The following is a 13,793-nucleotide window of genomic DNA, read 5'->3' on the forward strand; positions in this document are numbered from 1 at the left end:
GTGTGCTCTTCCGATCTCGGGCGCCGGGGCGGCCGGTGCAGCAGCGGGGGCAGGAGCCGGGGCCGGGGCCGCAGCAGCCGGGGTGGGTGCAGCGGCAGTCGCGCCTGCGGCTTCGACCTTGATCAGCACGGTGCCTTCGGCAACCTTGTCGCCCAGGCTGATCAGCACTTCCTTGACCACACCGGCGGCCGACGAGGGTACGTCCATGGTGGCCTTGTCGGATTCGAGGGTGGCGATGGCGTCGTCCACCTTGATGGTGTCACCGACCTTGACGAACAGTTCGATCACCGGCACCTGGTCGAAATCGCCGATGTCCGGAACCTTCACTTCGATGAGTTGGCTCATGTTTGCAGTCTCCTGGGCAATCAGACGGACATGGGGTTGGGCTTGGACGGGTCAAGCTGGTACTTGACCAGGGCGGCGGCAACCTTGTCGCGTTCGATCCTGCCTTCGTCGGCCAGCGCCTTGAGGGCGGCCAGGGTGACCCAGTGGCGATCCACTTCGAAGAAGTGGCGCAGCTTTTCGCGGGTGTCGGAACGGCCGAAGCCGTCGGTGCCCAGGGTGACGTAGGTGTTCTTGACGAAGGGGCGGATCTGCTCGGAGAACAGGCGGATGTAGTCGGTGGCGGCGACCACCGGGCCGACGGCGCCTTCGAGCTTCTGCTCCACGTGACTCTTGCGGGGGGCTTCGAGGGGGTGCAGCAGGTTCCAGCGGGCGGCGTCCTGACCGTCCCGGGCCAGTTCGTTGAAACTCGGGCAGCCCCAGATGTCGGCTTCGACACCCCAGTCGTTCTTGAGCAGGTCGGCGGCGGCGATCACCTCATTGAAGATGGTGCCGGAGCCCAGCAGCTGCACGCGCAGATCGCCCGCACCGCCCTTACGGAAGGCGTACATCCCCTTGATGATGTCGGCTTCGGCACCCTCGGGCATTTCCGGGTGCTCGTAGTTCTCGTTCATCACCGTGAGGTAGTAGTACACGTCTTCCTGCTCGGCAAACATGCGGCGCAGGCCGTCCTGCACCACCACGGCCACTTCGTACTGGAAGGTGGGGTCGTAGCTGATGCAGTTGGGGATCATGTTGGCCATGACCTGGCTGTGGCCGTCCTCGTGCTGCAGGCCTTCGCCGTTCAGCGTGGTGCGACCGGCGGTGCCGCCGATCAGGAAGCCGCGGGTGCGCTGGTCGGCAGCCGCCCAGCACAGGTCCATGGTGCGCTGCAGGCCAAACATGGAGTAGAAGATGTAGAAGGGCACCATCTGCACGCCGTGCACGCTGTAGGCGGTGCCGGCGGCGATCCAGTCGGCCATGGCGCCGGCTTCGTTGATGCCTTCCTGCAGTACTTGGCCGGTTTCGCTTTCCTTGTAGAACATGAGCTGGTCATGGTCTTCGGGAACGTACTTCTGGCCCTGCTGGTTCCAGATGCCGTACTGGCGGAACATGCCTTCCATGCCGAAGGTGCGGGACTCGTCCGGCACGATGGGGACGATGTTCTTGCCGATCTGCTTGTCCTTCAGCAGGGTGTTCATGATGCGCACGATGGCCATCGTGGTGGACAGCTCGCGGCCTTCGCCGGACGCCTTGAGCAGGGCGGAGAAGGTGTCGAGGGACGGCACTTCCAGCGGGGCGGCGGTGCGGCGGCGCTGGGGCAGGAAACCACCCAGGTCGAGCCGGCGCTGCATCATGTACTTGTATTCCGCGGAGTCTTCCGGGAAGCGCAGGTAGGGCAGCTCGGCCAGCTTGTCATCCGGCACCGGGATGTCGAAGCGGTCGCGGAAGCGGCGGATCGAGTCGATGTCCAGCTTCTTCTGCTGGTGGGAGATGTTCATGGCCTCGCCGGACTGGCCCATGCCGAAGCCCTTGATGGTCTTGGCGAGGATCAGGGTCGGGGCGCCCTTGTGATTCACGGCCGCGTTGTAGGCGGTGAAGATCTTGAAGATGTCGTGGCCACCGCGGTTGAGGTTCCACACCTCGTCGTCGGTCCAGTCGGCCACCAGCTCACGCAGCTCCGGCGTGTTGAAGAAGTTCTCGCGCACGTAGGCGCCGTTCTTGGCCTTGAAGGTCTGATATTCGCCGTCGCACAGCTCCATCATGCGCTTCTTGAGAATGCCCTTCTTGTCGCGGTTGAACAGGGCGTCCCAGTGGGTGCCCCAGATCAGCTTGATGACGTTCCAGCCGGCACCGCGGAACTCGGCTTCGAGCTCCTGGATGATCTTGCCATTGCCGCGCACGGGGCCGTCGAGGCGCTGCAGGTTGCAGTTGATGACGAAGATCAGGTTGTCGAGCTTCTCGCGACCGGCCATGCCGATGGCGCCGAGGGACTCAACTTCATCCGTCTCGCCGTCGCCCAGGAAGGCCCACACCTTGCGCTGCTCGGCCTTGGCGGCATCGATCAGGCCGCGGCTGGCCAGGTACTTCATGAAGCGGGCGGAGTAGATCGCGCACAGGGGGCCGAGGCCCATGGACACGGTGGGGAACTGCCAGAAGTCCGGCATCAGCCACGGGTGCGGATAGGAGGAGATGCCCTGGCCGTCGGTTTCCTGACGGAAGTTGTCCATCTGGTCGTCGGTCAGGCGGCCCAGCATGTAGGCGCGGGAGTAGACGCCCGGCACCGAGTGGCCCTGGAAGAAGATCAGGTCGCCGCCGGTTTCATGGTTGATGCTCTTCCAGAAATGCGAAAAGCCCACGTCATAGAGGGCTGCGGCGGAGGCGAAGGAGGCAATGTGGCCACCCACATTGGTGTGCTTGTTGGCGCGCACGACCATGGCCATGGCGTTCCAGCGGATGTAGGAATGGAGCTTGATCTCCATGTCCGGGTCGCCCGGGTACTTGGGCTGCTGGTCTGCCGGGATCGTGTTGATGTACTGGGTGTTGGCGGAGTAGGGGATGTCGATCCCTTCCTCGCGGCCGGCCTCGATCAGCTTCTCAATCAGGAAGTGGGCCCGTTCGGCCCCCTCCTGGGTGACGACGCCTTCGAGTGCATCCAGCCATTCCTTGGTTTCCTGGGCGTCGATGTCTGCCTGGGAATTCTGCGTGTTCGCGGCCATGGTTTGTCTCCTCATGACTTTGCGGGTTGTGGGTTGCCATCGTGGGTAACGACGGCGGGCTTTCACTGCAAACCTGCGTGGACCGGATCGCGGTCCTCATGTTTCGCAATATAAAACGAAATACCGCATTGTGCAATACGTAAGTACCCTTACGCATGGCGTCGACAAGGCGCGACAGCGGCCCTGGCACAGGGCGTGCGAAGGGCGTGGAGTGGCCTTGCGATTGGGGCCGACAAGCGGGGCGGATTGGTCAAGAGCGCGTTCGCCGGCCGGGCCTGGAGGCACCAGCCGGCGAAGTCTCGTTCGACGGGAGTAGGGAAAAAAACGGCCGGGGGCGAGGGAGGGAGGGAGAAAACCCCCGGCCGTGCGCGGAAACCTGGGCTCCGCTGTGCGGGATCATTTGTGCTGCGCGTCCCGCTTTCGGTCTTCGTCATAGGCGAAGACCACTTGACTGTTGCGTACTTCCCCGATGACCGGAATCCGCGGCGTATCGATCGCCTCGTGATCCGTCCTCGAGAAGGGGCGATCATATACCATCACGATGCCTTCCACCTTATCCTTGAGGTTTTCAAGGGCATCACGCAGACGCACACCGTCGGTGCTGCGGGCCTGACGGATGGCCGCGGCCAGCAGCAGCATGGAGTCATAGCCCTGGGCAGCCGCGGGCGCCACCGGAATCCGCTCCACGCCGAAGGCCTTGCGGTACTTGTCGATGAAGGCCTTGCGGCGAGGGGTGTTGCCCTCCTGGATGAAGGTCTGGGGCATGCGCGTACCCTCGGCATTGGGGCCGGCATTGTCGATGAAGTTGGACATGGCCAGTGCCCAGCTACCCATCAAGGGGACCTTCCAGCCGATACGCACCATGCCATTGGCCAGGTGGGCCAGCTCGGGGCCCAGCCCGTAGGTGAGGATGGCCTCGGCACCCGCAGCCCGGGCCCGGGCCAGCTGGGGGGTCATGTCCACGTCGCGGATGTTGAAGCGCTCCACCGCCACCGGCCTGATGCTGTGGCGCTCCAGGGCGCGCTCCAGATCTTCCCGGCCGAGCTGGCCGTAGTTGGTGCTGTCATGGAAGATCGCCAGCTTGCGCAGGCGTTGGCGCACCACCGCCTCTTCCACGATCATGGCCGCCTGGACGGTATCCGGTGCCGATGCGCGGAAGATGTAGTTGTCGGGGTACTGGGGGGGCAGGAACTGCTTGGTGATGATCGACCCGGTGGCCACCGAGGTGATCATCGGGATGTGGGCCTGCTGGTAGAAACGCTGGCTGGCCAGGGCCACGCCGGTGTTCACGATGCCCAGGCCGGCGACGATCTTCTCCTGGTTGATGAGCTCCTGCACCACCTGAGCGCCGCGCTCGGGGCGGGCCTCGTCGTCCCGCTCCACCAGCAGCACCGGCCGCCCGAGGATGCCGCCGGCGTCGTTGATCTCCCGCGCCGCCAGCCGGATGCCATCACGCATGGCAATCCCCATCGGGTTCGAGCCGCCGGTGAAGGGGCCGGACACGCCGACGCGGATCGGTTCGATGGCCGATGCGGGCGACCCCAGCAGGGCCAGTGTTGCCAGGATTGCCGTGCGCAGGAATGGCAGCAAGGTGGTCTCCGTCAAGGGGGGCCGCTCGGGGTCGGCTCTGTTCGCACGGATGCGACCCCTCACCCTAGACCCGGGCGTCCGGGGCGGGAATGCGGGAGAACCCTTAGAGCGGGACCACCGCCGCAGAAAGCCATGCGGGCTCGACCCCATGGGTGTGGTTAGGGTATCTCCCGATGCCCTGTCCGCCCATCCGCCATCAGGATGCAGGGCAAATGTCGAACAATAGTCAGCCTTCCCCCCAGATCGCCCGGGCCAACTGGTACTGGACAGCGCCTTACATCGCCGTGCTGGTGTTCGCGCTGGCCATGCTGACCCTGGTCTGGATCCTCCAGCGCCAGGAGGGTGAGACCCAGCGCAATGCCCTGGCCCGCGACGTGCAGTGGGCCGAGCAGACCATGCGCCTGCACATGCAGGGTACCGAGGAGTTTCTGGGCCAGCTGGCCCGGGAGCTGGCCGCCGACACCCTGGATGCGGACGGCTTCCAGGTGCGGGCCAACCAGCACATCGCCAACAACGCCGAACTGGTCAACGTGGTGTGGATCGCCGCCGACCAGCGGGTCAAATGGACGGCCCCCTTCGATACCACCGACTGGCTGGTGGGTGACGCCTTGTCCGGCATCCAGGCGGTGGTCCTGGCGCGGGCGCGGGAACTGGGGCGGCCGGTCTATGGCGACCCCTACGTGAATGCCCGCAACATGGCCGTGCTGGAGGTCTATATGCCGGTGCAGCAGGGGCGCAGCCCCCTGGGGGCCATCGTGGCGGTGTATTCCATCGAGCGCATGGTGACGCACCTGGTGCCCAGCTGGTTTGGCGAGAAGTATCGCCTCGCCTTCACCGGCGGGCGGGGAGATGTACTGGCCGAGAACTCGGCCGTGCGGCCACTGGATGAGAGCCTGGCCTTTTCGGTGCCCCTTGATCCTCCCGGCAATGGTCTGACCCTGCAGGCCACCGCCTACCACACCGAGAGCAATCTGCCCCGCGCCTTCCCGATGGCGGTCATCGTCGGCCTGAGCTTTTTCGTGCTGTGGAGCCTGTGGCTGCTGCGCGCCCACATGCAGCGACGGGTGAAGGTGGAGAAGGAGCGCGACCGGCTCTTCAACCTGTCCCTGGACATGCTGGCCATTGTCGGGCTCGATGGCGTGTTCCGCCGCTGCAACCCGGCCTTCGAGCGCATTCTGGGCCATGCGCCGGACGATCTGCCCGGGCGGCCGATGATCGATTTCATCCACGCCGAGGACGTGGCGGAAACCATCGAGCACCTTCGCAGCCTGGCGGCCGGCACCCCGGGCGCCTTCGAGAACCGTTGCCGCTGCCTGGACGGCAGCTACAAGTGGCTGGCCTGGAGCGTTAACTCGGTGCCCGAAGAGCGCTTGATGTACGCGGTCGCCCACGACATCACCGGCCGCAAGGCTGCCGAGGAGGCTTTGCGTGGCGAGTACGCCTTCCGCAAGGCGATGGAGGAATCCCTCATCACCGGCCTGCGCGCCATCGACCTGAGCGGAAAGATCATCTATGTGAACCCCGCCTTCTGCCGCATGACGGGATGGTCGCCGGAGGAGCTGGTGGGCGCCCGCGCACCTTTTCCCTATTGGCCGCGGGACAACTACGCAACCCTGCAGCGCAACCTCGAGATCACCCTGGCGGGGGACGCGCCGGCCACCGGCTTCGAGATGCGCATCCAGCGCAAGAGCGGCGAGCGCCTGGATGCCCGCTTCTACCTGTCGCCCCTGATCGACGGGGAGGGGCGACAAACCGGCTGGATGGCCTCGATCACCGACATCACCGAGCCCAAGCGCGTGCGCGCCGAGCTTGAGCAGGCCCACGAGCGCTTCGTGGCGGTGCTGGATGGGCTGGACGCCGCGGTGTACGTGGCCGACGCCGCCAGTGACGAGATCCTGTTTGCCAACCGGGCCTTCAAGAGCATCTACGGCTACGACGCCGTGGGGCAGCGGGTGGGCATCTACGGCCTGCCGACGCCCCCCGATACCCTGTGGTATGACGTGGACCCGCGCCGCCTGGCGCCGGAGCAGGTGCCCCGCGAGCTCTACGATGGTGAGCTGCAGAACGCACTCTCGGGCCGCTGGTACCACATCCGCGAGCGCGCCACCCGCTGGGTGGATGGGCGCGTGGTGCGCATGGCCATCGCCACCGACATCACCGATCGCAAGCGCGTGGACGAGGAGAACCGCGCCCAGCAGGAGCGCCTGCAGCGCACTTCGCGCCTGATCACCATGGGCGAGATGGCCTCCACCCTGGCCCATGAGCTCAACCAGCCCCTGGCGGCCATTGCCAATTACTCCATGGGTTGCGTCAATCGGCTGCAATCCGGCGACTATCGCCAGGAAGACATTCTCACCGCCATGCAGAAGGCCAGCGCCCAGGCCGAGCGGGCCGGCAAGATCATCCGGCGGGTGCGCGAGTTCGTGAAGAAGAGCGAGCCGCGCCGCCACGCGGTGGCCCTGGCGACCATCGTGGACGACGCCATCGGCTTCGTCGAGATCGACGCCCGCCGGCACGGGGCCCAGGTGCTCAGCCAGCTTCCCGCCGATCTGCCAGCCGTGTTTGCCGACACCGTGATGGTGGAGCAGGTGCTCCTCAACCTGGTGAAAAACGGTATCGAGGCCATGGCCGAGACGCCTGCCGACGAGCGTATCGTGACCGTCTCGGCCCGCCGTCTTGAGACGGCCCAGGTGGAGGTGTCCGTTTCCGACCGGGGGAACGGACTGTCGGACGAAGCCCGCGAGAAGCTCTTTTCGCCCTTCTACACCACCAAGAGCGAAGGTATGGGCATGGGCCTCAACATCTGTCGCTCCATTGTCGAGTTCCACGAAGGGCGTCTGTGGGTGGACGCCAACCCCGCCGGAGGATGTATCTTCCGCTTCACCCTGCCCCTGGAGACCGTCCTTGAAACCGCAAGCACCGACGCCTGAACAGATCATCTACTTGGTGGATGACGACGAAGCCCTGCGCGACTCCCTCGCCTGGCTGCTGGAATCCCAGGGTTTCAAGGTGGCCGCCTTTGCCTCGGCCGAAGACTTTCTCAAGGCCTGGCGCCCCGAATTCAACGGCTGCCTGCTGCTGGATGTGCGCATGCCAGGCATGAGCGGGCTGGAGTTGCACGAGCGTCTGCGGGCTCAGTATTCCACCTTGCCCATCATCTTCATCACCGGCCATGGCGACGTGCCGATGGCGGTGGCGGCGCTGAAGAAGGGGGCCGTGGATTTCATCGAAAAGCCCTTCAACGACACCGAGTTGCTGCGCCTGGTCAGCCAATGCCTGGTCTCCGAGCAGGAGCACCGCGCCCGTCGCCGCCAGGACGCCGAAGTCTCCCGGCGCCTGGATCAGCTCACCCAGCGCGAACGCGAGGTGCTCGACCTGATCATCGCCGGCAAGCTCAACAAGCAGATCGCAGACGTGCTTGGCATCAGCATCAAGACCGTCGAAGTGCACCGCGCCCGGGTGATGGAAAAGATGGCCGCCCAGTCCCTGGCCGAACTTGTCCAGAACGTGATGGCCATTGAGGGCGCGCAGCGTTCCTGAGCTTTGCCGCCGGGCTGGATTAGAATCGGGTTTTGATCAGGGTGCGCACGCACGAGCAGGGAAACATGGCCCAGGAAGCAGGACAGCCGGCGTCGGAGGCATGCCGGATCAGGTTCTTGAACCATAGCTGCATTGTTCTCGAAAGCCCTGGCGCGCGGATTCTGTGTGATCCCTGGTTTGAGGGGACGGCCTTCAACGATGGCTGGCGCCTGCTGGTCGAGCATTCTCACCAGATCGACGCGATCGACTGCGACTACATCTGGCTCTCCCACGAACACCCCGATCATTTCTCCATCCCGACCCTGCGCGGGCTTGTGGCGCCCAGGCGCTTCCTGTATCAGAAGACCCGCGACGGCAAGGTCCGGGCGTTTCTGAACGCGAAGGGGCACACCTGCACCGAGATGGATGAGGGTGTGACCTATACCTTCGGCGACCTCCGCCAGACAATCTACGTCAGTGATGGCTACGATTCGGCGGCGGTGGTCGAGTTTCCCGACGGCAGCGTCTTCCTCAACGCCAACGACGCGCGGCTGGAGATGGGCGGCAACATCGAGCGCATTCGCAGTCGCCACCCCCGAATCGATGTGTTGGCCGCCCAGTTCTCCTACGCCAACTGGGCGGGCAACATCGGTGACGAAGCCACGCCCGTCCATCAGCAGGATCTGGTCATCGCCCGCCTCAAGACCTACATCGAGGCATTTCGGCCCAAGAAGCTCATCCTCTTCGCGTCCTTCGTCCATTACGCCCACGAAGAGAACTTCTACTGGAACCGGAGCTGGTTGCCCTACGTGATGAATGCGTTGCGGGACTACGCGGGCCTGATCGTCATTCCCCGCCCCGATCAGGTTTTCGGCGTGCAGGACATGCTGAGCCACGATTTCACTGCCGAGAACCGCGAATCCCTCGCCTTCTGGGAGTCAGCGGCCTCCGGCATCCGGGTGAAGGACTACACCAACCGTGAGGTGGGCCTGGACGACATCCGCCGCGCCTACCATGATTTCTTCGCCCGGATCTGGTCCGACAACGCCATTGACGCCGTCATGACCGACCGCAACCGGGACTTCTCCATCGTCGCCCATCTGCCGGACCTGGGCCGCGCCGTCCGGCTCCACCTGTTCCAGGACCGCCTCGATCTGCTGCCCGAAGACGATGCCTCACCGGCCGACTTCACGGTGACGGCGGAAACCCTGTGTTTCCTGCTGAAGAACAATTTCGGCCGGGGCACCCTCACCATCAACGGCAGGATCCAGTTCAATTACCCGAGCGCCCATCGCTTCTTCATCTTCTTTTTTGTCCCCTATGCCAACAATATCGGCATCCATTTCAGGGAAGGGCGCCTGGATGCGGGCAAGTTGCAGAGCATCGCCCGGACGTCCGTGATGATGTCCATCCTCCAGGCCACGTCCGAGGCGCGGGCCAACTTTGACCGGGATCTGCTGGCCTTCGGCTGAGTCTGCCGGGCCTAGCTTGCCGGCAGGGAGGCGACCACGTAGATCTCGCCCGCGATGTCGGGGTAGCGCTCGCCGAGGATCATGAAGGCGTCCAGCATGGCGTCGCTCCAGTTCGCCTCGATCTGCCCCGACGAGACCGGCTTGAGAAAGTAGCCACCAAAAACGTCTATCGTCAGGCCCGCGCCGAGAAAGGCCCGCCTGAAGCTCTCCGGGTCGAACACGCGGCGATGCCCGTGACGCCGGTCCATGTCGTTGAGGGCGTTCTCGGCTTCCAGTACGCCCATGATCACGCCGGCCTGACGATGCAGGGAGCGGGCGTTCGGCACCGCCGCAAAGAGCTTTCCACCGGGCGCCAGCCAGCCCTTGGCCAGCTTCAGGATGGCGACCGGATCTTCCACGTGTTCCAGCACATGGCCCATCACGATGGTGCCGAACTGCCTGTCGGGCCGGTATTCCTCGAACAGGGCCTGGATCACCTCCACCTCCGGAAACCGCGCCGACAGGGACTGGCAGAAGGCCTCCGCCCCTTCAACGCAGGTGATCCGCCGGCCGGTGGACTGGAGCAGCCCGGTCATCAGCCCTTCGGCCGGTCCCAGTTCGAGCACGTCGCCCTCGCCCAGGAATCTCCGCAGCACCCGAAAGCAATAGCGGGTGCTTGCCGCGTTGGCGCCCAGGGCGTAAACCGAGCGCGTGGCTATGCCATCAAGAATCTCTTTTTCCAGACCGGGCATTTCGTTTCCCTTGTTCATGTCCGTTTCAGAATCGCACGCCACCGATCCGCCGCGCAAGTTTGCTGCCTTTCCGTACTTTTTTGCCCTACGAGCGGGCTGCTTCGGTAATGGTATACTCACGGGTTTTTCCCGAGGGGCGGCACCATGACGGCTCGCATCATCGATGGCAACGCGCTTTCCGCGAAACTGCGCGGGGAACTCGCCGCGAAGGCGGCTGAACTGACTGCCAAGGGCACCCAGCCCTGTCTGGCCGTGATCCTGGTAGGGGGCGATCCGGCCTCTGCCGTTTACGTGCGCAACAAGGTGACGGGCTGCGAGAAGGCCGGCATCAAGTCCCTCAAGTTCGAATACGCCCAGGACACGGCCCCCGCCGATGTGCTCGGCAAGATCGCCGAACTCAACGCCGATCCGTCGGTGCACGGCATCCTGGTGCAATTGCCCCTGCCGAAGCACTTCGACGAGAAGGCCGTGCTCGAAGCCATTTCCGTCGAGAAGGACGTGGACGGTTTCCACGCCGAGAACGTCGGTCGCCTGTCCCAGGGCCAGGAAGCCTTCATCCCGTGCACGCCCAACGGCGTGATGGAAATGCTCAAGAGCATCGAAACGCCCCTGCGCGGCGCCGAAGCCGTGGTGATCGGGCGCTCCAACATCGTTGGCAAGCCCATGGCCATGCTCCTCACCGCCGCCGGCGCCACCGTCACCGTGTGCCACTCGGGCACCCGCGACCTGAACTTCCATACCCGCCGCGCCGACATCCTGGTGGCCGCCATCGGCAAGCCCAAGTTTGTCACCGGCGACATGGTGCGCCCCGGCGCCGTCGTCATCGACGTGGGCATCAACCGTCTTCCCGACGGCAAGCTCTGTGGCGACGTGGATTTCGACTCCGCCAAGGACGTCGCCGGCGCCATCACCCCGGTGCCTGGCGGCGTCGGCCCCATGACCATCACCATGCTGCTCGCCAATACCGTCGAGTCGGCAAGCCGCGCAGCCCGGAAGGCCTGAACCATGAGCGACCAACAACCCATCATCGGCATCGTCATGGGGTCCAACTCCGACTGGCCCACCATGCAGGCCGCGGCCAAGGTGCTGAAGGACTTCGGCGTGCCCTTCGAGGCCCGCGTGGTCTCGGCCCACCGCACCCCCGACCTGATGTTCGAATACGCCGAGCAGGCCCGCGCCCGTGGCCTGCGTGCCATCATCGCCGGGGCCGGCGGCGCCGCCCACCTGCCGGGCATGATCGCCGCCAAGACCACCGTGCCGGTGCTGGGTGTGCCGGTCCAGTCCAAGGCCTTGTCGGGCAAGGATTCCCTGCTCTCCATCGTCCAGATGCCCAAGGGCATCCCGGTGGGCACCTTCGCCATCGGCGAAGCCGGCGCCGCCAACGCGGGCCTGTTTGCCGTGGCCCTGCTGGCCTCCACCGATGCCGCCCTGGCTCAAAAACTCGACGCCTTCCGTGCCGACCAGACCGCCAGCGTGCTGGCGATGACCCTCGACCCGGTCTGATTCCGATCTGATTTTGCAGGACTGAAGCGATGATTCTCCCGCCCGCCACCCTTGGCATGCTCGGCGGCGGCCAGCTCGGCCGCTTCTTCGTCGCCGCAGCCCACGAAATGGGCTACAAGGTCTGGGTTCTCGACCCCGATCCCCACAGCCCGGCCGGCCTCATCGCCGACCGCCACCTGCAGGCCGGCTACGACGACTTCGAAGCCCTTGATGCGCTGGCCGAAGGCTGTGCCGCGGTGACCACCGAGTTCGAGAACGTCCCGGCCACCACCCTGGACTATCTGGCCAAGTTCATCCCCGTGCGCCCCGGTGCCTCGGCGGTGGCCGTGTGCCAGAACCGCATCGCCGAGAAATCCTTCCTGCGCGACAACGGCATCCCCCACGGCCCCTTCGCCGTCATCCACTCGGATGCCGACATCGCCGCCGCCGACGCCAGCCTCTACCCGGCCATCCTCAAGGTCGCCCGCTTCGGCTACGACGGCAAGGGTCAGGCCCGTGTCGCCAACGCCGCCGAAGCCCTGCACGCCTTCCACCAGTTCAAGGGCGAGCCCTGCGTGCTGGAGCAGATGCTCAGCCTCGACTATGAAGTCTCGGTGGTGCTGGCCCGCGACGAAAACGGCAAGACCCGCTGCTTCCCCACCGTGGAGAACCAGCACACCCACGGCATCCTCGACGTCTCCATCGCCCCGGCCCGGGCCTCCGCCTGCCAGCAGGATTCGGCCCAGGAGTACGCCGAGCGCATCGCCGAGCGCCTGGGCTTCATCGGCACTCTGGCCGTCGAGTTCTTCGTCAGCCGGGGTCAGCTGGTGGTCAACGAAATGGCGCCGCGCCCCCACAACAGCGGCCACCACACCATCGACGCCTGCGCCGTCAGCCAGTACGACCAGCAGGTGCGTGCCCTGTGCGGCCTGCCTCTGGGCGAGCCACGCCAGCACAGCGCCTCGGTCATGGTCAATCTGCTCGGCGAGCTGTGGTTTGAAGGCGGCGACCCCCACGGCCGCTACCGCGAGCCCGATTGGTCAGTGCTGCACGCCGTGCCCGGCCTGCGCCTGCATCTGTATGCCAAGCACCACGCCCGCCATGGCCGCAAGATGGGCCACTTCACGGTGGTGGGCAGCGACGCCGCCGATGTGCTGGCCAAGGCCCTTGCCGCCCGCGCCGCCATCGGCATCCGCGACGAATAAAGCCTGAGCGGATGAACGACATCCCGCGCGCGGTTGCGCTCCTGCGCCAGGGCGAGCTGGTCGCCCTGCCCACCGAGACCGTCTATGGCCTTGGCGCCGACGCCCTCAACCCGGCCGCCGTCGCAAAGATCTTTGCCGCCAAGGGCCGCCCGTCCGACCACCCTCTCATCGTCCATCTGGCCGACGCCGAGCACATCGTCGACTGGGCCCGCGACATCCCCCGCGAGGCCATCGCCCTGGCCCGCGCCTTCTGGCCCGGCCCCCTCACCCTCATCCTCAAGAAGGAGGAGGGCGTACCCGACATCGTCACCGGCGGGCAGGACACCGTCGGCCTGCGGGTGCCCAATCACCCCGTGGCGCTGGAACTGCTGCGCGCCTTCGGTGGCGGCGTGGCGGCACCCTCGGCCAACCGTTTCGGGCGCATCAGCCCCACCACCGCCGAGCACGTCCGGCAGGAGCTGGGTGAACGCGTCCCCCTGATTCTCGAAGGCGGCCCCTGCCAGGTCGGCCTCGAATCCACCATCCTCGACCTGTCCCGCGATGTGCCGGTGATCCTGCGCCCCGGCGCCATCGGCGTGGATGACATCGCCCGGGTCATCGGCCGCCGCCCGCGCCTGCGCGGTGAAGAACAGCAGCCCGATGCCGCCCCCCGCGTCTCCGGCGCCCTGGCCGCCCACTACGCCCCGCGCACCCCCCTCGAACTGATTGACAGCGCCGAGTTGCCCGCCCGCGCCCGCAGTGGCGACGCCGTGC

Annotated in this window: 11 protein-coding genes; 7 read left to right on the forward strand and 4 right to left on the reverse strand. The window is 65.7% G+C overall.

Annotated features, from left to right (window positions below):
• The 3 genes from J0L98_RS19075 to J0L98_RS19085 all read right to left on the reverse strand — a co-directional run.
• A partial coding sequence (locus J0L98_RS19075) for a biotin/lipoyl-containing protein (protein ID WP_296413511.1) occupies window positions 1-345 on the reverse strand: 345 nt, incomplete at its 3' end.
• 20 nt (window positions 346-365) lie between these two features.
• Window positions 366-3,041 carry a pyruvate dehydrogenase (acetyl-transferring), homodimeric type gene (gene aceE, locus J0L98_RS19080; RefSeq protein ID WP_296413513.1) on the reverse strand — a complete coding sequence of 892 codons (2,676 nt, stop codon included), beginning with the start codon at window positions 3,039-3,041 and terminating at the stop codon, window positions 366-368.
• Window positions 3,042-3,437: 396 nt separating this feature from the next.
• Window positions 3,438-4,607, reverse strand: a complete 1,170-nt coding sequence (locus J0L98_RS19085; RefSeq protein WP_296413524.1) for an ABC transporter substrate-binding protein — start codon at window positions 4,605-4,607, stop codon at window positions 3,438-3,440.
• Between the two features lie 236 nt (window positions 4,608-4,843).
• Between J0L98_RS19085 and J0L98_RS19090 the strand changes: the two genes are divergently transcribed.
• The 3 genes from J0L98_RS19090 to J0L98_RS19100 all read left to right on the forward strand — a co-directional run bounded on the left by J0L98_RS19090 (window position 4,844) and on the right by J0L98_RS19100 (window position 9,622).
• Entirely contained in the window at window positions 4,844-7,561 is a 2,718-nt protein-coding gene (locus J0L98_RS19090) for a PAS domain S-box protein (protein ID WP_296413515.1), read from the forward strand.
• Complete coding sequence (locus J0L98_RS19095) at window positions 7,536-8,171, forward strand: response regulator transcription factor (protein WP_296413516.1); 636 nt, start codon at window positions 7,536-7,538, stop codon at window positions 8,169-8,171. Before J0L98_RS19090 ends, J0L98_RS19095 begins: the two co-directional genes overlap by 26 nt.
• A gap of 116 nt (window positions 8,172-8,287) precedes the next feature.
• On the forward strand, window positions 8,288-9,622 hold the full coding sequence (locus tag J0L98_RS19100; protein WP_296413517.1) for an MBL fold metallo-hydrolase: 1,335 nt from the start codon (window positions 8,288-8,290) through the stop codon (window positions 9,620-9,622).
• An 11-nt stretch (window positions 9,623-9,633) separates the two neighbouring features.
• Here the strand turns inward: J0L98_RS19100 and J0L98_RS19105 are convergent, their stop codons facing one another.
• Complete coding sequence (locus tag J0L98_RS19105; RefSeq protein WP_296413518.1) at window positions 9,634-10,371, reverse strand: class I SAM-dependent methyltransferase; 738 nt, start codon at window positions 10,369-10,371, stop codon at window positions 9,634-9,636.
• Window positions 10,372-10,497: 126 nt separating this feature from the next.
• Between J0L98_RS19105 and folD the strand changes: the two genes are divergently transcribed.
• The 4 genes from folD to J0L98_RS19125 all read left to right on the forward strand — a co-directional run.
• Window positions 10,498-11,355, forward strand: coding sequence for a bifunctional methylenetetrahydrofolate dehydrogenase/methenyltetrahydrofolate cyclohydrolase FolD (gene folD / locus J0L98_RS19110; protein ID WP_296413519.1), 858 nt, complete (start codon window positions 10,498-10,500; stop codon window positions 11,353-11,355).
• Between the two features lie 3 nt (window positions 11,356-11,358).
• Window positions 11,359-11,856, forward strand: coding sequence for a 5-(carboxyamino)imidazole ribonucleotide mutase (gene purE, locus J0L98_RS19115; RefSeq protein ID WP_296413520.1), 498 nt, complete (start codon window positions 11,359-11,361; stop codon window positions 11,854-11,856).
• 29 nt (window positions 11,857-11,885) lie between these two features.
• The gene (locus J0L98_RS19120; RefSeq protein WP_296413521.1) at window positions 11,886-13,040 is read left to right on the forward strand and encodes a 5-(carboxyamino)imidazole ribonucleotide synthase; all 1,155 of its coding nucleotides are present in this window, start codon (window positions 11,886-11,888) and stop codon (window positions 13,038-13,040) included.
• An 11-nt stretch (window positions 13,041-13,051) separates the two neighbouring features.
• The coding region (locus tag J0L98_RS19125) for an L-threonylcarbamoyladenylate synthase (RefSeq protein WP_296413522.1) at window positions 13,052-13,793 on the forward strand (742 nt) is incomplete at its 3' end.

Source organism: Zoogloea sp. (assembly GCF_017302315.1).
Lineage (GTDB): Bacteria > Pseudomonadota > Gammaproteobacteria > Burkholderiales > Rhodocyclaceae > Zoogloea.